Origin of the sequence: Escherichia sp. 20412-1 (assembly GCF_003027595.1) — a bacterium.
Classification (GTDB): Bacteria; Pseudomonadota; Gammaproteobacteria; order Enterobacterales; family Enterobacteriaceae; genus Escherichia; species Escherichia marmotae.
Genome location: NZ_PYQM01000053.1, coordinates 1 through 21,135 on the forward strand (window position 1 = coordinate 1; position 21,135 = coordinate 21,135).

The 21,135-nt window shown below is 52.3% G+C and carries 16 protein-coding genes; 3 read left to right on the plus strand and 13 right to left on the minus strand.

Features of this window, described 5'->3' with window-relative positions; all coding sequences use genetic code 11:
- Window positions 1–132: 132 nt before the first annotated feature.
- The 13 genes from recD to C7B16_RS25685 all read right to left on the minus strand — a co-directional run bounded on the left by recD (window position 133) and on the right by C7B16_RS25685 (window position 18,976).
- Window positions 133–1,959 carry an exodeoxyribonuclease V subunit alpha gene (recD, locus tag C7B16_RS21695; RefSeq protein WP_107180135.1) on the minus strand — a complete coding sequence of 609 codons (1,827 nt, stop codon included), beginning with the start codon at window positions 1,957–1,959 and terminating at the stop codon, window positions 133–135.
- The gene (gene recB / locus C7B16_RS21700) at window positions 1,959–5,501 is read right to left on the minus strand and encodes an exodeoxyribonuclease V subunit beta (protein WP_107180136.1); all 3,543 of its coding nucleotides are present in this window, start codon (window positions 5,499–5,501) and stop codon (window positions 1,959–1,961) included. Before recB ends, recD begins: the two co-directional genes overlap by 1 nt.
- Complete coding sequence (gene ptrA, locus C7B16_RS21705) at window positions 5,494–8,382, minus strand: pitrilysin (RefSeq protein ID WP_107180137.1); 2,889 nt, start codon at window positions 8,380–8,382, stop codon at window positions 5,494–5,496. The genes recB and ptrA overlap by 8 nt, the downstream gene beginning before the upstream one ends.
- Window positions 8,383–8,557: 175 nt before the next feature.
- The gene (gene recC / locus C7B16_RS21710) at window positions 8,558–11,926 is read right to left on the minus strand and encodes an exodeoxyribonuclease V subunit gamma (protein WP_107180138.1); all 3,369 of its coding nucleotides are present in this window, start codon (window positions 11,924–11,926) and stop codon (window positions 8,558–8,560) included.
- A gap of 12 nt (window positions 11,927–11,938) precedes the next feature.
- On the minus strand, window positions 11,939–12,262 hold the full coding sequence (locus tag C7B16_RS21715) for a prepilin-type N-terminal cleavage/methylation domain-containing protein (RefSeq protein ID WP_001276464.1): 324 nt from the start codon (window positions 12,260–12,262) through the stop codon (window positions 11,939–11,941).
- Entirely contained in the window at window positions 12,247–12,654 is a 408-nt protein-coding gene (locus tag C7B16_RS21720; RefSeq protein WP_016249147.1) for a DUF2509 family protein, read from the minus strand. The genes C7B16_RS21715 and C7B16_RS21720 overlap by 16 nt, the downstream gene beginning before the upstream one ends.
- Window positions 12,651–13,214, minus strand: coding sequence for a prepilin peptidase-dependent protein (locus tag C7B16_RS21725; protein ID WP_000111600.1), 564 nt, complete (start codon window positions 13,212–13,214; stop codon window positions 12,651–12,653). The genes C7B16_RS21720 and C7B16_RS21725 overlap by 4 nt, the downstream gene beginning before the upstream one ends.
- Window positions 13,205–13,675, minus strand: coding sequence for a prepilin peptidase-dependent protein (locus C7B16_RS21730; RefSeq protein ID WP_000857060.1), 471 nt, complete (start codon window positions 13,673–13,675; stop codon window positions 13,205–13,207). The genes C7B16_RS21725 and C7B16_RS21730 overlap by 10 nt, the downstream gene beginning before the upstream one ends.
- Window positions 13,676–13,860: 185 nt before the next feature.
- On the minus strand, window positions 13,861–14,655 hold the full coding sequence (gene thyA / locus C7B16_RS21735; protein WP_000816232.1) for a thymidylate synthase: 795 nt from the start codon (window positions 14,653–14,655) through the stop codon (window positions 13,861–13,863).
- A gap of 6 nt (window positions 14,656–14,661) precedes the next feature.
- Window positions 14,662–15,537, minus strand: a complete 876-nt coding sequence (gene lgt, locus C7B16_RS21740; RefSeq protein ID WP_000204650.1) for a prolipoprotein diacylglyceryl transferase — start codon at window positions 15,535–15,537, stop codon at window positions 14,662–14,664.
- Window positions 15,538–15,687: 150 nt separating this feature from the next.
- On the minus strand, window positions 15,688–17,934 hold the full coding sequence (gene ptsP, locus C7B16_RS21745; protein ID WP_107180139.1) for a phosphoenolpyruvate--protein phosphotransferase: 2,247 nt from the start codon (window positions 17,932–17,934) through the stop codon (window positions 15,688–15,690).
- A gap of 12 nt (window positions 17,935–17,946) precedes the next feature.
- Window positions 17,947–18,477, minus strand: a complete 531-nt coding sequence (gene rppH, locus C7B16_RS21750; RefSeq protein WP_107180140.1) for an RNA pyrophosphohydrolase — start codon at window positions 18,475–18,477, stop codon at window positions 17,947–17,949.
- 352 nt (window positions 18,478–18,829) lie between these two features.
- On the minus strand, window positions 18,830–18,976 hold the full coding sequence (locus tag C7B16_RS25685; RefSeq protein WP_001516990.1) for a hypothetical protein: 147 nt from the start codon (window positions 18,974–18,976) through the stop codon (window positions 18,830–18,832).
- 185 nt (window positions 18,977–19,161) lie between these two features.
- Here C7B16_RS25685 and mutH point away from each other — a divergent pair, with 185 nt between their 5' ends.
- The 3 genes from mutH to ygdR all read left to right on the plus strand — a co-directional run bounded on the left by mutH (window position 19,162) and on the right by ygdR (window position 20,990).
- Window positions 19,162–19,851, plus strand: a complete 690-nt coding sequence (mutH, locus tag C7B16_RS21755; RefSeq protein ID WP_000082178.1) for a DNA mismatch repair endonuclease MutH — start codon at window positions 19,162–19,164, stop codon at window positions 19,849–19,851.
- A gap of 69 nt (window positions 19,852–19,920) precedes the next feature.
- Window positions 19,921–20,634 carry a TerC family protein gene (locus C7B16_RS21760; protein ID WP_000895631.1) on the plus strand — a complete coding sequence of 238 codons (714 nt, stop codon included), beginning with the start codon at window positions 19,921–19,923 and terminating at the stop codon, window positions 20,632–20,634.
- A 137-nt stretch (window positions 20,635–20,771) separates the two neighbouring features.
- Window positions 20,772–20,990, plus strand: coding sequence for a lipoprotein YgdR (ygdR, locus tag C7B16_RS21765; RefSeq protein WP_061090702.1), 219 nt, complete (start codon window positions 20,772–20,774; stop codon window positions 20,988–20,990).
- Window positions 20,991–21,135: the final 145 nt, after the last annotated feature.

A 21,135-nucleotide genomic window follows, 5' to 3' on the forward strand; every position in this document is an offset into this window, starting at 1 on the left:
CCTTATCCGACCTACGTCAAGTCGAAGACGTTGATGGCGGATTTAGGGTAAGTGGTTGAAATCGCCAGATGCGATATGCGCAATGCCCGGGGGCATAATAAGACGCGCATGCGTCGCATCAGGCATTCGCGTTTATCCCCGCGAACTAAATAACGCTGCCAGTCCGCTACGCCGCTCGGTACGTGTGGCGATTGCCGCACTTAATATGCGCTCATCGGCATACAACGATAAACGGCGACGCGCACGGGTCACTGCGGTGTAAACCAGCTCTCGCGTCACGACCGGCGTGCGCTGGCTCGGCAAAATCAACGCCGCATGGTCGAACTCAGACCCCTGCGATTTATGTACCGTCATCGCCCACGTGGTTTCGTGTTCCGGTAAACGACTTGGTTGCACTGACTTGATATTACCGTCCGGCATTGCAAACCAGACGCGCGTTCCTTGCCCGCGATCCAGTGCAATACCAATATCACCATTAAACAACCCAAGGGCGCTGTCATTGCGGGCAATCATCACCGGCCTGCCTTCGTACCAACGCGAGTGCGGATGGCGATGGATTTTGCGCTTCTGTTGCATAAACTGCTCAATTCTCTCATTCAGCCCGGCTACGCCAAACGGCCCTTCCCGCAGGGCGCACAAAAGCTGGTATTCATTGAATGCCTGAATAATTAAATCCGGCTCGGCACGCGCTTGCAGCAGATCCAGATAGCGTCCGTAACCCGCAAGAGCTTCCTCAAGCATCGCAATATAATCTTCGCCACTCTGTAAAATCCGTTTTTCGATGTCAGTAAAATCCTGCTGAAAAACGGTTTTTACTGCCGTTTTATCGCCGCGATTGATAGCCGCCGCGAGCTGACCAATGCCAGAATCGCTGCCGAAACGGTAACTTTTTTGCAAAAGGCAGAGACTATCGCGCAAAGATGCCGCCTCTGTGCCACAGCCCGCAGGAACGTGGCTCCCCGTCAGGCGACTTAGCTGCTCCGCTCGTTCTGCGGTAAAGCCCGCATTGGTATAAGCGCAAATATCGCCAAGAACAGCCCCAGCCTCAACAGAGGCCAGTTGATCACGGTCGCCAAGAAAGATCACTCTGGCATGATCGGGCAATGCGTCGATCAATCGTGACATCATGGGCAGATCGATCATTGACGCTTCATCGACCACCAACACATCAAGATGCAATGGGTTACCCGCATGATGGCGTAAACGCTGACTGCCCGGCTGCGCGCCCAGCAAGCGGTGCAGAGTGCTGGCATCTTCCGGAATACGTTTCTTTTGTTCATCCGTCAGCGGTAACTGGCGCAAAGCTTTGCCAAGTGATTCGGTTAAGCGCGCGGCGGCTTTCCCCGTCGGCGCAGCCAAACGGATGCGACAACGTTCACCGTCGGCCATCTGAATTAACGCTGCCAGCAACTTCGCCACGGTGGTCGTTTTACCGGTGCCGGGGCCACCGGAAATCACCGAGATCCGCCTCGTCAGCGCCACCGCTGCCGCCACTTTTTGCCAGTTAATGTCATCGCTTACTGGAAAAAGTTGGTCCAGGGTTTGCGCCAGTAGAGCTTCATCAACCTCAATGGCATGATTCACTTCATTGAAAAAGCGCGCCACCGTGCGCTCGTTACACCACATGCGGTTGAGATAGAGACGATCGCCACAAAGGATCATTGGTGTAGGTTCATCTCCCCGGCTGACCGCATGTGAAGCCAGCAGACACTCTTCCCAGTTTTGTAGCTCACCGATTTCACTGACGCAGGTCGCCAGGAGCGGGTGCGAGGCTTCGTTGTTCTCCAGCCGTGAAAGCGGCAAACAGACATGTCCTTCCCCGGCATCATAACTTAACAGTGCCGCCGCAAGGGTGACGGCGGGATGTTCATCACCCGCCACGGTCAGGGCAAACTGCACGTCCAGCGGGCGTAGCTGTTTGTGCTCCACAGCTTCCAGTAATTGCTTTTGCAATTTCATTACGCCTCCTCCAGGGTCATACCAGCAAACATCTCATCCATCAGGGCAATCAACCCGGCATCGGGGCGGGTCGCGTAAATCCCTTGTTGCGGATGCTCTTTATCAACGCCGCGCAGGAACAGATAGATAACGCCGCCAAAGTGGCGCTCATAGTCGTAATCAGCAATGCGATGGCGCAGATAACGATGCAATGCCAGGGTATAAAGCTGATATTGCAGATCATAGCGGTGTGCTTGCATCGCCGCTGCCATAGCCTGTTGGGTGTATGCTGAGCTGTTTTCACCCAGCCAGTTGGATTTATAGTCGAGCAGGTAATAACGCCCTTCGTGGCGAAACACCAGGTCGATAAAGCCTTTTAACATGCCACGCACCTGCATGAACTCCAGCGACGGGCAGCCAGCAGAAAGCGGGTCAAACTGGCGGATTAGCGCATCAAGTTGGCTGGCGACGAGCGGTTCACTAATTGGCAGATAAAATTCCATCTCCACCTGTTTATCACGGGCGGAAAGCTGACTCAGGCTGACTCCCGTTTCATTGAGCGGTGCCTGGAGAACAGCCATGATCCACTCGGTCAACACCGGTTCCCAATGCGCTTCAAAACCGCCAAGTTCCAGTTTTTCCCGCACCCAGTCAGGCTCAACCGGCTGGGTAAAATCCAGATCCTCAAACAAACTGTGCAAGAACGTCCCCGGTGACGCTCCGCGCGGAAACTGATGCGGTGTTAACGTCGGTTCTTCAACGACGCTGACCACACCTGCGGCGTCAACATCCAGCCGTGGCATCAAATCCTGAGCGATACCGTGACCACGCTGCTGCAAACCAGAGTAGCTGGTGACCCGCCAGTTATCGCCAGGTAAACGTTGTAACGTCTTCGCATTCAGTTCTGCTGTAGAAACATCATTAACCTGCCAGGGCTGATTATCACCGGTTTGTGCCGTTTGCCAGGCAATATCCTCATCGCACAATGCTTCAATACAGGCGCGAAGTCCTGCCGCATCCTTTGGTTCCCCTTTTTGCAGCAAGCGTCCGAGCGCACTTTGATGGACGTCGGTGTCACCTTTTTTATCGCCTCGACGGCGCACCAGTGGCGCGACGCCAAGACTGCAATGCCAGACCGAACGCGTCAGCGCCACATAAAGCAAACGCAGATCTTCCGCCAGACGTTCGGCCTCAGCGAGATCGACGCTTTCTGGCGCAGCGTTAAGATCCAGAACAGCCTCAAATGAGTGACGATCGTGATAGAACGCCTGATCCTGGACGCGGAAATTGGTAATAAATGGCAACCAGACTAGCGGATACTCCAGTCCTTTCGACTTGTGGATCGTAACAATCTGCACCAGATGTTTGTCACTTTCGAGGCGCATTTGCTGGCTGGACGCGTTACTGTCTGGCTCGAGGATATGCTGTGATAACCAGCGTACCAGCGCATGTTCACTTTCAAGCTGCGTTCCCGCTTCCTGAAGTAATTCACTGATATGTAAAATATCTGTAAGACGCCGCTCACCACCCGCCGTTGCCAGCAGGTTTTCTGCAATGTTGCGCGCCGACATCAGCGCCCGCAGCATTGGCATAACGCCGCGTTTTCGCCAGATTTGTCGATAACCATCGAACTCTTCAACAACTGCATCCCAGGCATGTTCGTCATTATTCAGCATTTCGATATCCAGCGCGTTCAGCCCCATCATTGACGTTGCCAGCGCGCTACGCAGAGTATTTTCACGTTCAGGCGTCATCACTGCCTGCAACAGCCAAAGCATCTCCTGCGCTTCCAGAGTTTCAAAAACACTGTCGCGGTTCGAAAGGTAAACGGAAGGGATTTCCAGCAGCGTTAAGGCATCACGTATCTGGGCGGCCTCCTGGCGGCTGCGCACCAACACACTGATGTCTGAAGCACGCACCGGACGCGCGTCATCGCCATTCATCAACAACGCGTCTCCGCGCTGCCCGGCCTGCAGCCAGTCGCGGATTTGCGCGGCGCATACCTGCGCCATGGTACTTTGATAATCGCCAACGCCGCAGCTTTCGCCTTCCATCAGCCACATTTTCATCGAAGGCTGCGTTTCACCTTTAAATACGAAACGCAGCGCCTGATTTTTCCCGGCTGATTTCACAGGAATAAACGGTATTTCGCGAAACATAAAAGCGTCATCAGTCTGGCTAAAAAGCGTGTTCACACTGTTCACCATTCCTGGTGCGGAACGCCAGTTGGTATCCAACGTGTAATGAGCGCGAACTTCGCTACGCGCCTTCATGTAGGTGAAGATATCCGCACCACGGAACGCATAAATAGCCTGTTTCGGATCACCAATCAGTAACAATGCGGTTTCCGGCTGATGGTGCCAGATGTGGCGGAAAATCCGGTACTGCTGAGGGTCGGTATCCTGAAACTCGTCGATCATTGCCACCGGGAATCGCGTGCGGATCGCCGTCGCCAGCGCCTCTCCGCTTTCGCTACACAACGCGGAATCCAGCCGACTTAACATGTCGTCAAAACCCAGTTCGCCACGGCGGCGTTTTTCACGCGCTACCGTTTCACGGATCTCAGCTAATGCGCGAGTGATCACCAGATCGCGGATCGATAATGGTTCAGCAAGTAATTGATCGATCGCCTCAAACAGCGGATGGCGCGGTGTCTCGCCCCCTGCTTTTGTGCGATCTTCTAAGAAACGCTGAGAGAATTTTTCCAGCGACTCCGGCAACTGATAACTGTTGGTCTCTTCTTCTGCCCAGGCGCTAATCTTGTCAATCCATTTAGCCTGATTGCTACGGTTAAACTTGCGTCGATCAATACCTGAAGATTCGATTAGCGCATCCAGTTCACCTACCGCATCACGCCACTGCTGTTTTACGGTATCGATACGCGCCACAATTTGCGCGTGGCGGGAAGCCAGCGTTTCATCATCGGGCGGCAGCGCTTTAATAACTGGCGCTTCCCCTTGCAGATATCGATTAATATCGCGCAGCAACGCCCGCGGCCCTTTCCATGTTTCAAAGACCACCTGAGCAATTTCACGCGGCAGAGGATAGCAGTGGCGACGCCAGAAATCGGCGCAGGCCTGGTAGCGCAGTAGCGATTCATCTTCAATCAGTTGCTGCTCAAACAACATACCGGATTCAAAAGCATTCAGGTTGAGCATTCGCTGACAAAAACCGTGAATGGTAAAAACTGCCGCTTCATCCATCTGTCGTTCGGCTAACAGCAGCCACTGCGCGGCCTGCGCTTTATCGTCAATCTCTTCCAGCAGGCGCGCATACAGAGGGTTGTCGGTGGTTTCACGTAGACAGGCGATGCGCAACTCATGAATATTGCTACGGATACGACCGCGCAACTCTGCGGTGGCAGCCTCGGTAAAGGTCACCACCAGCAGTTCTTCAACGGTCAACGGGCGGGGAAAGGCTGCAGAACCACCTAGTCCAAGTAACAGGCGCAAATAGAGCGCTGCTATCGTAAAGGTTTTGCCTGTGCCGGCAGAGGCTTCAATCAGGCGCTCACCCAGTAAGGGCAAGCGCAAAGGATCTAGTGTCTCAGCGACATCACTCATTCTTTTCACTCATCAGGGGCATTGTTTGCTGCAACGCGCTGACGTTCTCCCACACTTTCCAGCCTTCAGGATGCACATATTCAGCTTTCCCATTCTGGCTGCCGGAAATCTGCGACAGGATAGCCATGCCTTGCGGCTCGACCACTGCCTGATGGAAGAAATCGGCAAGTTTTTGCGGCGTCAGCAGTTTTATCTGTGCCACGATTTTATCACGCGAATCAAAGCGCATATTGCCGCGATCGAAATCTTTACTTAACTTCGATGCTTCTTCGCCCAGCGTTTGCGGTGCCTGTAGCATCTGGCTGATAACCGCCTGCTGGATTTGCGCGAACTCTTCTGGCTTCATCGCGCGCAGTTTCGCCTCAGCCGTTGGGAAAAAGGCCTTGTAACGATCCCACAGGTACGAAGGCTGTTTATCATTACTTTGCAGTAAGAAGCCCATGCCCCACTGACGTCCCACGCTCATTGGGAACGCGAACACGGCGTACCCCAACTGCTCTTCAGTACGCAACTGATTGTAGAACCACGGTTGTACAATCTGCGCCAACAGAGAACTGTAGGCTGAACTGGTGTATTCATCATAGCCAGTCGGTACAAATACTGCTGCCAGTGCGGAGTCGGTACTGTTACCGGCTTTTTCAAAAATGACGGACTGTTTTTTATCGACCAGGACATCTTTGTTACGACACCACTCTGAGCCATCAGCCCCTAACTGTTTTTGCACATCGCGCGCCAGCGTTGTTGCCTGGGCTTCGGTCATGTTGCCGATAACCATGAACTCTGGTCGTGCCCCGGATTTTAAGGCGTCGCGATAGGCCATCACCTCTTTCAGGGTGATAGTGGGCAAAATTTTACGGCGCTCATCTCGCGAGAAGTACGGCACCTGCGAGAGCATCTGCGCGGGCATAATCGCCTGCTCAAACGCTTTGCCTTTTTCTGCGGAATCCATCATCTGGTTATACCAGGATTTCGCCTGTTCAAGCTGCTCTGGTGTAGCGGTATAGCTAAAGTAGCCCTCCAGCAGAGCCTGAAAAAGTTGCGGCAGACGCTGAGTGTAACCATTAGCATTAACCATAAGGCCGTTGTTAGCATTGGTGGAAAAACTAATGCCGCCAACCGACGCCTGGTTGCTTAACTGATCAAGCGCCAACCCTGCGAGATAATCATTGAGCGCAAACATCACCTGGTTACGGGCGCTGTCCATCGCTTTCGGGTTACGCAAAATCAGGCTGACATCGGCTTTTGGTTCGCTGGCAAAATAGCGACTCGGCGCATACACCACACGCAAATTGGATTCATCAACAATCAGCTCTGGATGGTCGTATTTCTTCTCTGATTTAATCAGCGAGAAATCGTCAGGAATATAGGGATTAAGCTCCGGCAGGGAGAGCGCTATGTCGGCAGCTTTTTTCTGCCAGTCAGCGAAAGTTTGCTCGCTGATTTTATCGACCTGATACGGCGCATCGACAAAGTAAGCCATTTTATTGTGTGGCTCTTTCGGGCTGATATACCAGATACGCGCGTTTTGCGGCGTCATCATCGCCAGACGTTCTTTTACTGCTTTAGCATCATACTGATCGGCTATATTGACCGCGTCCAGCGTATGCTCAACGGGAACGCGAATCATGGTATCTGCCAGCCACTCGACGTAATCCATATCACGAGTGATTGACGGATAACGGAAATCGATATCCAGCACATTCGCCAGTTCATCGAAATACTGTTTATCAATCCCTTTTTCGCGTAACAGATTGAGGTAGCTGAAAATAGCCGCTACAACCTGAGCGCGATTAGCCAGACCTTTATCGGTTAAGGACGCAGAGATCGCTAACACGCCACTGTTGCCATTGACGATAGGATCGGAGTTGGCGCTAATGCCCTCAACTAATCCCTGTTTTTGCAACCAGTCAGAAAGCGTTCCTGGGCTGCGATTGCCAATCAGATAGGTAATTAACTCATCAGTTTTACTACGGAACTCCGCCGAATTGTTATCGATGCGAAACTCGACACGCAGCACTTTACGCGGCAACGCCGGGACGTAATGAATGATAATGCCCTTTTGTGCATCGGTGACTACCGGCACGGTGATTTCCGGTTTTTTGCTCTCTTTGTTCGGCACTCGACCGAAGGTGTCCGCCGCCATCTTCGCCAGCTCCTGCAGCGGTTTGTTACTGTAGATAACAGCCTTCATCAGATTGGCGGAGTAATATTTCTCATGGAAATTTTTCAGCGCCTGCTGCACCGGATTACCGGGTTTGTCGCTTAAGGTTTCCAGGTTGCCACCAGAAAACTTTGCACCAGGGTGGGCCGGGTTAATGGTTTCTGCGCTGACCTGCGCCATACGCATCCCGTCACGCGTGCGCGCCATAGTTAATTCGGCGTTCACTGCATTACGCTCACGTTCGGCATATTTCTTGTCGAGTAAAGGTTCCGCAATGGCGTCCGCCAGGCGGTCTACCGCCCCTGGTAAGGCGTCATTTTCCACTTCCAGATAGAAAGCGGTGCGATACGGTGCCGTGCTGGCGTTATGACTGCCACCGTGCATTTTGAGGTATTCGGCCAGACTGTCAGCCTGCGGGTACTTTTTCGACCCCATCAGGCTCATATGTTCAAGATAATGTGCCAGCCCCTGATAAGCCTCGGGATCTTCCAGCGATCCAACGGGCACCACCAGTGCAGAAAGGGATTTTACCGCCTGCGGGTCAGAAACCAACAATACCACCATGCCGTTATCCAGACGCACAGCCTGATACTGACGGTTATCTTTATCACTTTTACGGATGGTTTCCTGAATCGGCTGCCATCCCGTTTCTGCCTGACTTAAGGGTGCCCAAAGGGCAACAAACAACAGTACTGCTTTGAACCAGGTGCTGCGGGGCATTCACGGACCTCATTATCAACTTTATTTTTCAGCCAGATTCAACACGTTAACGTAAATCATCCGGCAGAATTTAATCTCGCGCTGAACAAGTCAGCCTATGTCTATATAACCATCAGTCCGTGACTGGTGCGCATCATAAAGTAAGCAAATGGATTGCGCAATTTTTATACAACACTCATGACTGATTAAAACGAAACAGCGGTAACAGGAAACGTTGCGACTGCTCAACGATGGCTTCCATTGTCTCTGGCGTTAATTGCCGCCAGAGCCTCTGATACCAGATATCGTCACCTTCTCCACGCACCATCATGTTGCCTTCGTAAGCCTGAAGGAATTTCGTACGGGCTTTTTGCACAGTGGACTCGTCATCCAGCATGACATCGTGTTCAGCGTCATAACAGGTTTTTAGCCACGCGCCGCCACTTTCAGGTAACACCAGTAACGGCGCGGACATTCCTTCACGATACCCTTCGATCAGTTGTGAGAGGTAATGTAAAGCCTGTTCGGCTGCAAGCGGCGGAAAACGCCACTCACCGTCTTTACGCAGGAAAAGGCGACTCTCACCGTTACCACCGCTGGCACAGTAGACAAGGTGTTCCAGCCAAAGTTGCATTCCCTGTGCCACACTGAGCAAAGAGGGACGCCAGCGCAACAGACCATCCGGCTGGACCTGCGGCAACCAGCCCGTAATTTGCACGCCATTGCAGGTGAGATCGATTTCTAAACTCTGCCCCGGTTGCCGACAGGCAATGACTCTGTCGGCAAGTTGCTGCATCTCCTGGCACTGCGTTTCCCAGAAAATTTCACCAAATGCGCCATACGGCAAATCACCTGCCGCCCGGAACCGGCGGAACAAACGTTCGGCATCATCCTGCTCAACCAATGCATTTAATAGCTGCTGGTTGATCTGATAACGGCTAAGTCCCTCCAGAATAAATGGCTCGGTGTCGGGGATTTCGCTGTCTTCGGTGCGGAGGTTCACCTGCAAGCGCATCTGGAAAAATGCTCGCACCGGATGTGACCAGAATCGTTGTAGCGTCTCCAGCGGCACAGTTTCCGGCAAGGTAAACGGCAGTGGCTGAACAAATTCAGAGTGCGCCTTGCCTGCCTGGCTGGCTGCCGGTAGCCACTCGCGCGCATAGCTTTGTCGCTCACCGGGTTGGTAGTTTTGCGGATCAAACGGCATCCGGGTATGGAGGCAAGTAAGATGCGCTTTCACCCTCGCCTCACTTTCATCGCAGTTAAGCGCTTCATCGCCCGGCAGATAATGGCTTTGCCCGATGTAGTCGATCAGTTCCTGCACCAAAACCGACGGGAAACGTTCGCTGTTATCCTGAATGGAGCGCCCAATATAGCTGATATAGAGTTTTTGCTGCGCGGAAATTAACGCCTCCAGGAACAGATAGCGGTCGTCATCGCGACGACTGCGGTCGCCACGCTTTGGTTTCTGGCTCATTAAATCAAAACCCAGCGGCGCGAGCTGGCGCGGGTAAACACCATCGTTCATTCCCAGCAGGCAAACTACTTTGAACGGGATGGAACGCATTGGCATCAGGGTACAAATATTGACCGGACCGGCAAGAAAACGCTGGCTGATACGTTCTTGATCCAGACGTTGTGCCAGTTCATCACGTAACAGTGACAGCGGCACCACGTCGCCATACTGCGCTCCCAGCCCTTCTGCGATGATAGCCAGCCACTGTTGCTCAATAAGCGTCATCGCCGCTTCGGTTTCCGCATCCGGCAGGAAGAAAGCATTGAGCATGTCGCGGCATACCGGCAGCCACTCTTCCAGCGGTCGCTCCTGTGCCAACCCGCGACGCCAGATGTTGAGCTGCATCAGCAGTGACGCCAGATGCCCCACCAGCTCTGCAATTAAGCCGCTCGACTCATCATAAGGAAGAACAGATTGCCATTCTCCCTGAGCACTCTCCATCGCGTAGCCCAGCAACATACGCGTCAGGCCAAATTGCCAGGTGTGTTGCCCGGTGGCGGGAAGTTCCAGCTCGCGAACGTTGTCGTCATCAATCCCCCAGCGAATGCCGGATTCATTGACCCACTGGCGTAAATAACGCAGCCCTTCTTCGGTGATATCAAACCGCGCCGCCAGCACCGGTACGTCCAGCAGCGCCAAAACGTCCTCCGATACAAAGCGGCTGTCAGGCAACGATAACAGGCTGATAAATGCTTCCAGTACCGGATGCGACTGTCGCGCCCGACGGTCGGAAATGGCGTAAGGCAGATAACGATCCGCCGGAGCACTACCAAACACCGCCTGAATAAACGGACTGTAGCTATCGATGTCAGCCACCATCACGATGATATCGCGCGGAGTGAGTGTCGGATCTTCTTCCAGCATCGCCAGCAATCGATCGTGCAAGACTTCAACTTCGCGCTGCGGGCTATGGCAAACATGGAAGGTGACGCTGTTATCCTGCGGATCGAGCTGCCGTTTGTTATCGCTGCGGGAAAACTCTTCAAGGTTCACGCCTGCGACGGCGCGGTTTTCCAGTTCCAGAATGTCGGACTGAATGTTATGCAGCAGGCTGTCTGGAGTAACATCGACAAAGGCATCCAGTTCCTGACTGCTCTGGAGATCAGCAAGCAGATAGATGTAGTCTCGCCCCAGCTTGCCCCATGAGGCCAGCAGAGGGTTGCCAATATCCTGTTCGCCCTCGCTGTTAAACAACTGCCCGGCATTTTCGCTATCGCGAAATAGCGGCAATTCGCGATCTTCAAAGCTGTGCCGACGCTGGCGGGTTAGCAGTTTCGCCAGATACGCAGGATCTTTAATATCGCCCCAGTAATAACGGCAAGGGTTGGTAAACAGAAGATGGATTTCAATATGTTTACCCAGCGCCTGTAACGCCTGTAGATAAACTGGCGGTAATGCGGAAATACCGCAGATAAATACGCGCGAAGGTAGCCCTGGCGGGCAGGTCGTTGCAGACTCCAGCGTTTCGATAAAGCGTTGATAGAGATTGGCACGGTGCCAACGAGGTTGCCCCAGCTCGTCAGTATATTCTACCAGCGCCTTCCACAATGGAGCTTGCCAGGCCTGCGCTTCTCCCAGCCCTTCAACCAGATGTCCCGCTTCCCACTGAGCCAGCCAGTCCGGGCGATAGACCAGATACTGGTCAAACAGGTCCGCCGCTTTTGAGGAAAGCTGAAACAGTTTCCGCTTGTCACTATCGTCAGTCAGGTAATGGCGCAACAGGGTAAAATCTTCGCAATCCAACAGTTGCGGCAGCAGAGTCATCAGTTTCCAGCTCATGCTCTGCTTGTTAAAGGCACTCTCTTTGGGGATCTCCGGCAATACGCGGACGAACATATCCCAGATAAAACTCGCAGGGAGCGGGAAATCAATGTTTGCCGCAATACCGAACTTCTGCGACAGGGTCATTTGCAGCCACTGTGCCATACCGGTACTTTGCACCAGAATCATCTCTGGCTCGAAAGGATCGTCCAGCCGCTCGCGTTCGACGATAAACTCCATCAACGCTTCCAGCACGTCCAGACGATTGGAATGGTAGACCCTTAACATAGCGGCTCCTGACTACTGACGATTCGGGCAATGCAGGCGGGTCATCTCGCCTTCTCTGCCCCCGGGTGAAACTAACGTAACGCTGATGCTGACACATCCCGCCTGCGATGTCTGCATTCGGTTGACCTGCCAGTTGGCAGGTGGCGAAATCGCGCGCAGTTGCGTTTGCTGCCAGCCATGCCGCCAGAGCTGTTGGTACTGGCCTCTGCTGGTAAGACTGTTCATTAATGTTCGCTGGAAACCGGATAACGCAGTGACAATCATCACCATCAGCACCATCGCCAGCATCACTTCCGGTAGACTAAAGCCTTGTTGATTCTTCAGGGAAGCTGACATAACGCCACCTCTTTCTGCGGACAAAAATCACTCCAGCCGTGTGGCGAAAAAGCAATATTTCCATCGTTCACTTCGCCTGTTCGCCATAATGAAACGCCTTCATAACTGGCAATCAGCAAGATTTCACTATCAGCCAGTAAACGCAGACAAACTCGGGCACCGGTTGCAGCGAACTGTGAGCACTGAACTACGGGTTGCGTCTGCCAGGTGTGCATTTTTCCCCATTCCAGCGCCGACTGTACAATTGCCTGACGACGCAATGACTGGCTTTCCATAGTCACCCGAGAAGCAAAACTGCGCTCCTGTTGGCTCATTCCTTGTAGCAGCAAGCTGCCCAATACCAGCAACATCAGGACCAGTGCCAGCGATGAAACGCCCCGTTCACGGTTCACAGGTTGAATCCTGTTACGCTATAGCTGGCATCCACCACGGTTTGTGGTTCAGCCTTACTGGCACCGCGCATACTAACCGTTAATACCGGCGAGAATCCGCTGACATCCTGACGCAGGACCTGAAAAGTGTCGATAATGACGGCGTCCGGGTTGGTGACTTTATCCCAGCCTTTACCTTCACAGGATGCGGCACCACGTAACGTTTCCAGCACATGCTCTTTCAAACGAAATCCAATCTGGTCGGACTCTTTTACCGGTTCACGATCCCAGATACCGTTACTGTTCGCGTCCCACTGCACAATGATGCAGTCACCCTGCCCGACAATTTCCAGCCCTTCACCAGTGCAGTTACCATGACAATAACCAGCCCTTTGAAGATGCTTCGCAACGGTGTAGACCCGCAGCCAGATCTCATCTTCCAGTGCCAGCTTGCGCGTTGTAATCAAGCTTTCCCGCTGTAATGCTGGCAGAAACCGCGCAGCCCCCAGCAGCAATACGCTACTGATAGCCATAGCAATCAGCACTTCCAGCAGCGAAAATCCTTGTTCTTTTACAGACATCCTTGTGTTTCTCCTTGCTGACAAAGCCGGAGTCTTCCCCACGGTGAAATCACCAGCCACCACTCGCCCGCTGAGTTTTTGAAGTGAATATGCCCGGCCCATGCGGTATTGCGCAGGCCAAAGAACGTAAGCGAAGGGGTCAGGTCACTCATTTCGACTTCGGGCCAGCGTGGCACAAAGACCAACGGTGAATGGCCATGACAGGTATTCGTCCCTGCGGCGGCACTTACAAGACACCATGACGTTCCCTCCCTGATGACGCTGATACTGTGGTCGCGGTTATGCCAGTTGGCATCCTCACGTAAATAGAGCAAATAATCCCGCGCCTGGCTGGCGGTTTGCCATAGCCGTTGCGACTGCTGCCAGTATTGCCAGCCATAGAGTCCAGTTGCGCTTAACATGACTAAAATCAGCATCGCAACCAGTGTTTCAATCAGCGTATAACCACGTTGTGTTTTCATGTCGGCAGTATGCGACGAGGAGAAAAAAAGGCGAGGCCCTGTTTCTATTTTCTCGGCGCGTCTTCCGCACTATTTACGTTGTTGCAGGGCGTTGCAAAATTTCGGGAAGGCGTCTCGAAGAATTTAACAGAGGGTAAAAAAAACCGACGCACACTGGCGTCGGCTCTGGCAGGATGTTTCGTAAATCAGATAGCAACCGGTGCCTTAATGCCCGGATGCGGATCGTAGCCTTCAATCTCAAAATCTTCGAAACGGTAGTCGAAGATGGATTCTGGTTTACGTTTGATAATCAGCTTCGGCAGCGGACGCGGCTCGCGGCTTAATTGTAGATGGGTTTGATCCATATGGTTGCTGTACAGGTGCGTGTCGCCACCGGTCCAGACAAAATCACCCACTTCCAGATCGCACTGCTGCGCCATCATATGCACCAGTAGTGCGTAGCTGGCGATGTTAAACGGCAGGCCGAGGAAGACGTCACAGGAGCGTTGATAAAGCTGGCAAGAAAGCTTGCCGTCTGCCACATAAAACTGGAAGAACGCATGGCACGGAGCCAGCGCCATTTTATCCAGTTCGCCCACGTTCCACGCCGAAACAATAATGCGGCGGGAGTCCGGGTCGTTTTTCAATTGATTCAATACCGTGGTGATTTGATCAATATGACGACCATCTGGCGTTGGCCATGCGCGCCACTGTTTGCCATACACCGGGCCGAGATCGCCATTTTCATCGGCCCATTCGTCCCAGATAGTGACATTGTTTTCATGCAGATAAGCAATGTTGGTATCGCCCTGCAGGAACCATAGCAGCTCATGGATGATGGAACGCAGGTGGCAACGCTTGGTTGTCACCAGTGGGAATCCATCCTGCAGGTTAAAACGCATCTGATGACCAAAAATGGAAAGCGTTCCGGTTCCGGTACGGTCGTTTTTCTGTGTGCCTTCGTCGAGCACTTTTTGCATCAGTTCTAAATACTGTTTCATGGTTCCTCAGGAAACGTGTTGCTGTGGGCTGCGACGATATGCCCAGACCATCATGATCACACCCGCGACAATCATCGGGATGGAAAGAATTTGCCCCATGCTGATGTACTGCACCCAGGCACCGGTAAACTGCGCGTCGGGCTGGCGGAAAAACTCAACAATGATGCGAAACGCGCCATAGCCAATCAGGAACAAGCCTGAGACAGCCCCCATTGGGCGCGGTTTACGAATGTAGAGGTTAAGGATGATAAACAGCACCACACCTTCCAGCAGCAGTTCGTACAACTGTGACGGGTGGCGCGGCAGCACACCGTAAGTGTCGAAAATGGATTGCCACTGTGGGTTGTTTTGCAGCAGCAGAATGTCTTCGGTACGGGAGCCAGGGAACAGCATGGCAAACGGGAAGTTCGGGTCAACGCGGCCCCACAGTTCACCGTTAATAAAGTTGCCCAGACGCCCGGCACCAAGACCAAACGGAATGAGCGGTGCAATAAAATCAGAGACCTGGAAGAAGGAGCGTTTGGTACGGCGGGCGAAGATAATCATCACCACGATAACGCCAATCAGGCCGCCGTGGAAGGACATGCCGCCGTCCCAGACGCGGAACAGATACAGCGGATCGGCCATAAACTGCGGGAAGTTGTAGAACAGAACATAACCAATACGTCCGCCCAGGAAGACACCGAGGAAGCCCGCATAGAGTAAGTTTTCAACTTCATTTTTGGTCCAGCCACTGCCCGGACGATTCGCCCGACGCCCCGCCAGCCACATTGCAAAAATGAACCCCACCAGATACATCAGGCCGTACCAGTGAAGCGCAACGGGTCCTATTGAGAAAATGACCGGATCAAATTCCGGAAAATGCAGATAGCTACTGGTCATCTGTCACCACAAGTTCTTGTTATTTCGCTGAAAGAGAACAGCGATTGAAATGCGCGCCGCAGGTTTCAGGCGCTCCAAAGGTGCGAATAATAGCACAAGGGGACCTGGCTGGTTGCCGGATACCGTTAAAAGATATGTATAGGAACCGCGCTATAATCCTCCGCGAATCAGCCCACCCATGCCGCGACGCTCCATAAATGCCGCAACCTGATGACGAACTTCAGTCGCCAGTTGCGCTTCCAGACTGCGCTGAGCAAGATTTTCTGCTTCGGCAAAATCAATGCGCCGCAGCAAGTATTTTACGCGCGCGACAGAGCGTCCGTTCATAGATAGATGGCGATACCCAAGCCCAATGAGGATCGCCACACACATGGGATCGCCCGCCATTTCACCGCACAAACGTAAGTCGATCCCCTGCGCTTCCGCTTCCCGGGCGATCATCGCCAGGGCTCGAAGCATTGCAGGATGAAGACTGTCATAAATGTTTGCCACCCGCGTGTTGTTGCGATCGACAGCCAGAATGTACTGGGTCAGATCATTGGTGCCTACCGAGATAAAATCGACCCGGTTTGCCAGATGCGGCAACATAAATACCATCGATGGCACTTCCAGCATGATACCGATACGCGGTTTAGGAATTGCGTAACCAATCATTTCTTCGACTTCACGTCCGGCACGCTCGATCAGGCGGCGTGCTTCGTCAACTTCATCGAGACTTGTGACCATCGGCAACAGGATGTTCAGGTTGCCCGTGGCGGCGTTAGCACGCAACATCGCCCGTACCTGAATCAAAAAGATCTCCGGCTGATCGAGCGTAATGCGGATCCCACGCCAACCAAGACATGGATTCTCTTCGCTGATAGGCATGTAAGGCAGTTGCTTATCAGCACCGACATCCAGCGTGCGCAGCGTGACGGGCTTATCATTAAACATTTGCAACATGCCCTGATACTGCGCCACCTGTTCTTCTTCCGACGGGAAGCCGCTTTGCAGCATAAAGGGAATTTCAGTGCGATAGAGTCCGATGCCATCAATGCGGCTGCCTAATTTTTCTTCATGTTCCGGACTTAACCCCGCATTGAGCATAACTTTTATGCGCTCGCCGCTTTTTAGCTGCGCGGGTAAATTGACATCATCTTCTGCCAGACGGCTAAGCTCAATCTCTTCGCTAATCAGCCGCTGATATTCATGTAGCAGCACCGGCTCCGGGTCGACCAGCAATTCCCCACGATAACCGTCAACGATCAACGTCCGACGATGCAGCACCGAAGGCTGAATGTCCGCGCCCATCACGGTGGGGATCCCCAGTGCACGCACCATGATTGCGGCGTGGGAGTTGGCAGCACCATCGCGCACGACAACGCCGACTAAGCGATCCTGAGGCAGTTCCGCAAGGGTAGTCGCTGACAGTTCATCTGCCACCAGAATGAAACGTTCCGGCCAGGCGTTCGCCCCCTGATTGGCATCATCAAGATGAAACAGTAATCGCTGACCCAGCGCGCGTAGATCGCCCGCTCGTTCTTTGAGATAGCTATCGCTTAGTGTGGCGAACTGTTCGGCAAATTTTTCAATGACCGTTTTCACCGCCCACTCTGCGACCGAACCTTTATCCACTTCAGCAAACAGTTCGCGACGCAGACGCGTATCGGAAAGCAAGTGTGAGTAAAGATCGAAAATAGCCGCCGTTTCTTTTTGCGCCCCGGCGGCAAAGCGTTTGCTGTAACGGCGAAACTCATTGGCCGCCTCTTCCAGCGCCCCGGTCAGTCGCTCACGTTCCAGCGCCGGATCCAGCGTTGAAGCCTGATACACCTGTTCCATTAAGGGTAACGTTGCATCCTGCCAACCTTCGGCAATCGCTACACCGGGCGCGGCCGGTAATGCGCGGATTCTCGTCTGGCGATATTGCCCGAACAACGCAGTCAACTGCGACTGGGATAGAATGGCGGCCATCTGGGTGGCGAGCGTCACCAGGAAGGATTCTTCGCTTTCGTTGTACTGCCGCAGTTCGCGTTGCTGCACCACCAGTACACCAAGCAACTGGCGACGTTGAATAATCGGCACGCCTAAAAACGCACGGAAACGCTCTTCTTTTACGAAGGGGATATATTTGAAGCTGGGGTGTTTTTGCGCATCCGCAAGGTTTATCGGTTCCGCCAGCCTGCCAACCAGACCGACGATCCCTTCATCAAACGCAAGCGTTACAGTGCGACCACGTGGTTTTTTTAATCCCCGGGTCGCCATCAGGTAGTAACAACGTCGGTCGTGATCGGCCAGGTAGACCGAACAGACCTCAGTATCCATCGCAAGACAGATGTCGGTAACCAGAATATTTAACGCCTCGTTCAGGCGTGGTGCGCTGGCTACCTTTTCGACTATTTCGCGCAGGCGAGTGAGCATAATTGGCGTGACTTAACCTCTTTTACGTCGATAAGTTGATGCGTTTTGTGGTTTAGGCGTATTTTCCTGAAGCGCCATCACAACACTCGCGAACTCTTTCATTACCCTACGGTAGACATCACGTTTAAATGACACCACCTGTCTGACCGGATACCAGTAACTTACCCATCGCCAGCCGTCAAACTCTGGTGTACTGCTGGTTTGCATATTGATTTCCGCATCGCCGCTCACCAACTGCAAGAGAAACCATTTTTGTTTTTGGCCGATACAAACCGGCTTCGTGTCCCAACGCACCAAACGTTTCGGTAATTTGTAGCGCAACCAGTTACGTGTTGAAGCAAGGATTCGAACGTCTTTACGGCTTAATCCTACTTCTTCAAACAATTCACGGTACATCGCCTGTTCTGCGGATTCTCCGGGATTAATTCCGCCTTGCGGAAACTGCCAGGAGTGCTGACCAAATCGCCGGGCCCACATTACTTGCCCCTGACGATTACAAATCACGATACCTACGTTTGGGCGGTAGCCATCGTCATCAATCACCGGACTACCTCAAAATAAAGCTTTATATACGAATGATTGTTTCATACTCCAGGAAGACGGTAAACCACTCTCTGCAGGGCATTACACACTAATAACAATTGAATAACTCACAGTTAAGTGCAGAGTTATAAACAGAGGAAGGGGCGGATAACCGTTTTTATTCACCTTTTCTGTGGATAGAGTTGTGAAGAAGTACGGAATTACCACGGGAAAACCCAGAACACTCTGAATCAGCCGGATAAACGCGCTTTAAAATATTTTTTATTAATCAGTATATTATATACATAAAGAGTGATGAAACAGAGATATTTGTGACCATGGTCACACCACTCATTTACGCGTTGGCGAAAGATCAACCAACGTCGTATTTATCCACAGAATGTGCCACTAAGTTAAGCACCGTACCACTAAAAATTAGAGTTTCGTCGCACGTCAAGGCTGTAAATGGAAACAGTAGTGAGGGTTTTTCACAGTTATCCCAGCTTTCTGTGGATAACATGGTGTAAGATCCTGTTTATTTTCAGTGACCAGAATTGGAAAACCCACCTGGACGTTGCGCAACACAGTAGCCTGTAGATTAAAAAACAAGATAAATCATAGAATTGAACAACGCATGTGGAAAAAGTTACACTCTGAGTATTCGGCACAGAATAGCTGCTTGTTTTTTAATCAAGGTGTTAAGCCATGTCCCAACCTCGCCCATTGCTCTCTCCCCCCGAAACTGAAGCGCAGTTACTGGCGCAAGCACAGCAACTTTCTGGTTACACACTAGGTGAACTGGCGGCGCTTGCCGGGTTGGTTACACCGGAGAATTTAAAACGCGATAAGGGTTGGATCGGTGTGTTACTGGAGATCTGGCTCGGAGCCAGCGCTGGCAGTAAACCTGAACAAGATTTTGCTGCTTTAGGCGTGGAACTCAAAACGATTCCTGTGGATAGTCTGGGACGTCCGCTGGAAACGACATTTGTTTGTGTTGCACCGTTAACCGGCAATAGCGGCGTGACCTGGGAAACCAGCCACGTGCGCCACAAACTCAAACGGGTGCTGTGGATACCGGTTGAAGGCGAGCGCAGCATCCCGCTGGCGCTACGTCGCGTAGGGTCACCGTTGTTGTGGAGCCCGAATGAAGAGGAAGACCAGCAGTTGCGCGAGGACTGGGAAGAATTGATGGATATGATTGTCCTCGGTCAGGTTGAGCGAATCACCGCTCGTCATGGGGAATATTTACAAATACGGCCGAAAGCAGCGAATGCGAAAGCTCTGACCGAAGCCATTGGCACCCGGGGCGAACGGATTCTGACGCTGCCACGCGGTTTTTATTTGAAGAAGAATTTCACCAGTGCGCTACTGGCGCGTCATTTTTTGATCCAGTAGCCATCGCTTTGACCTGCCGCATTCCGGGCATATAATTACCGCTTCATTTTTTTTGGCAGGGCTTTTTAGATGTTATTTGCATGGATAACCGATCCTAACGCCTGGCTTGCGCTCGGTACGCTGACGCTGCTGGAAATCGTTCTTGGGATCGATAATATTATTTTCCTTTCTCTGGTGGTCGCAAAGTTGCCCACCGCACAGCGTGGTCATGCGCGGCGTCTGGGGCTGGCTGGAGCCATGGTTATGCGTCTGGCGCTGCTGGCATCGATTGCCTGGGTTACTCGCCTGACGAATCCGCTTTTTACAATCTTCAGTCAGGAAATTTCCGCTCGTGATTTGATTCTGCTGCTGGGCGGTCTGTTCCTTATCTGGAAAGCCAGTAAGGAGATCCACGAGTCTATCGAAGGCGAAGAAGAAGGGCTGAAAACACGCGTTTCTTCATTCCTCGGTGCTATCGTGCAGATTATGCTGCTGGATATTATTTTCAGCCTCGACTCGGTCATTACCGCCGTGGGTCTGTCGGATCATCTGTTTATTATGATGGCGGCCGTAGTGATTGCCGTAGGCGTGATGATGTTCGCCGCACGTTCAATTGGTGATTTTGTTGAACGCCATCCATCAGTGAAAATGTTGGCGCTCTCTTTCCTGATTCTGGTGGGCTTTACCCTGATTCTGGAAAGTTTCGATATCCACGTACCGAAAGGTTACATCTACTTCGCAATGTTCTTCTCCATTGCAGTAGAAAGCCTCAACCTGATTCGCAATAAAAAGAATCCACTCTGATGTTCCGTTCGCTCTTCTGCGGGAGAGCGAATGCCTTCCCTTTATCCTCACAGTTTAAGACTTTCCTGCTTTCAAGATGTATAACGTCAGATTATAAACAGACTATTATCATTGATGGGCTTAATGAGGATAACCGGATGAAAAAATGGGCAGTATTAATCTCTGCAGTCGGACTGGTATTTGCTGTTTCCGGTTGTAGCAGTGATTATGTGATGGCAACTAAAGATGGTCGAATGATCCTGACGGATGGAAAACCGGAAATTGACGATGATACCGGGCTTGTGAGTTATCACGATCAGCAAGGTAACGCTATGCAAATTAACCGTGATGATGTCTCGCAAATTATTGAACGTTAAAAAATAAGGTCAGCATCCGGCTGTAATGCCGATCAGTTAAGGATCAGTTGACCGATCCAGTGGCTGTGTAAGAATCCGGAAACGCTCACTCGTTTCCGGATTTTTTTATGCACATTGGACAGGCCCTTGATCTGGTATCCCGTTA

Bases quoted from the DNA above. Each gene is read 5' to 3' on its own strand.
- recD (WP_107180135.1), bottom strand. From the start codon at position 1,959: ATGAAATTGCAAAAGCAATTACTGGAAGCTGTGGAGCACAAACAGCTA.
- recB (WP_107180136.1), bottom strand. From the start codon at position 5,501: ATGAGTGATGTCGCTGAGACACTAGATCCTTTGCGCTTGCCCTTACTG.
- ptrA (WP_107180137.1), bottom strand. From the start codon at position 8,382: ATGCCCCGCAGCACCTGGTTCAAAGCAGTACTGTTGTTTGTTGCCCTT.
- recC (WP_107180138.1), bottom strand. From the start codon at position 11,926: ATGTTAAGGGTCTACCATTCCAATCGTCTGGACGTGCTGGAAGCGTTG.
- C7B16_RS21715 (WP_001276464.1), bottom strand. From the start codon at position 12,262: ATGTCAGCTTCCCTGAAGAATCAACAAGGCTTTAGTCTACCGGAAGTG.
- C7B16_RS21725 (WP_000111600.1), bottom strand. From the start codon at position 13,214: ATGTCTGTAAAAGAACAAGGATTTTCGCTGCTGGAAGTGCTGATTGCT.
- C7B16_RS21730 (WP_000857060.1), bottom strand. From the start codon at position 13,675: ATGAAAACACAACGTGGTTATACGCTGATTGAAACACTGGTTGCGATG.
- thyA (WP_000816232.1), bottom strand. From the start codon at position 14,655: ATGAAACAGTATTTAGAACTGATGCAAAAAGTGCTCGACGAAGGCACA.
- lgt (WP_000204650.1), bottom strand. From the start codon at position 15,537: ATGACCAGTAGCTATCTGCATTTTCCGGAATTTGATCCGGTCATTTTC.
- ptsP (WP_107180139.1), bottom strand. From the start codon at position 17,934: ATGCTCACTCGCCTGCGCGAAATAGTCGAAAAGGTAGCCAGCGCACCA.
- C7B16_RS25685 (WP_001516990.1), bottom strand. From the start codon at position 18,976: ATGTTATCCACAGAAAGCTGGGATAACTGTGAAAAACCCTCACTACTG.
- mutH (WP_000082178.1), top strand. From the start codon at position 19,162: ATGTCCCAACCTCGCCCATTGCTCTCTCCCCCCGAAACTGAAGCGCAG.
- C7B16_RS21760 (WP_000895631.1), top strand. From the start codon at position 19,921: ATGTTATTTGCATGGATAACCGATCCTAACGCCTGGCTTGCGCTCGGT.
- ygdR (WP_061090702.1), top strand. From the start codon at position 20,772: ATGAAAAAATGGGCAGTATTAATCTCTGCAGTCGGACTGGTATTTGCT.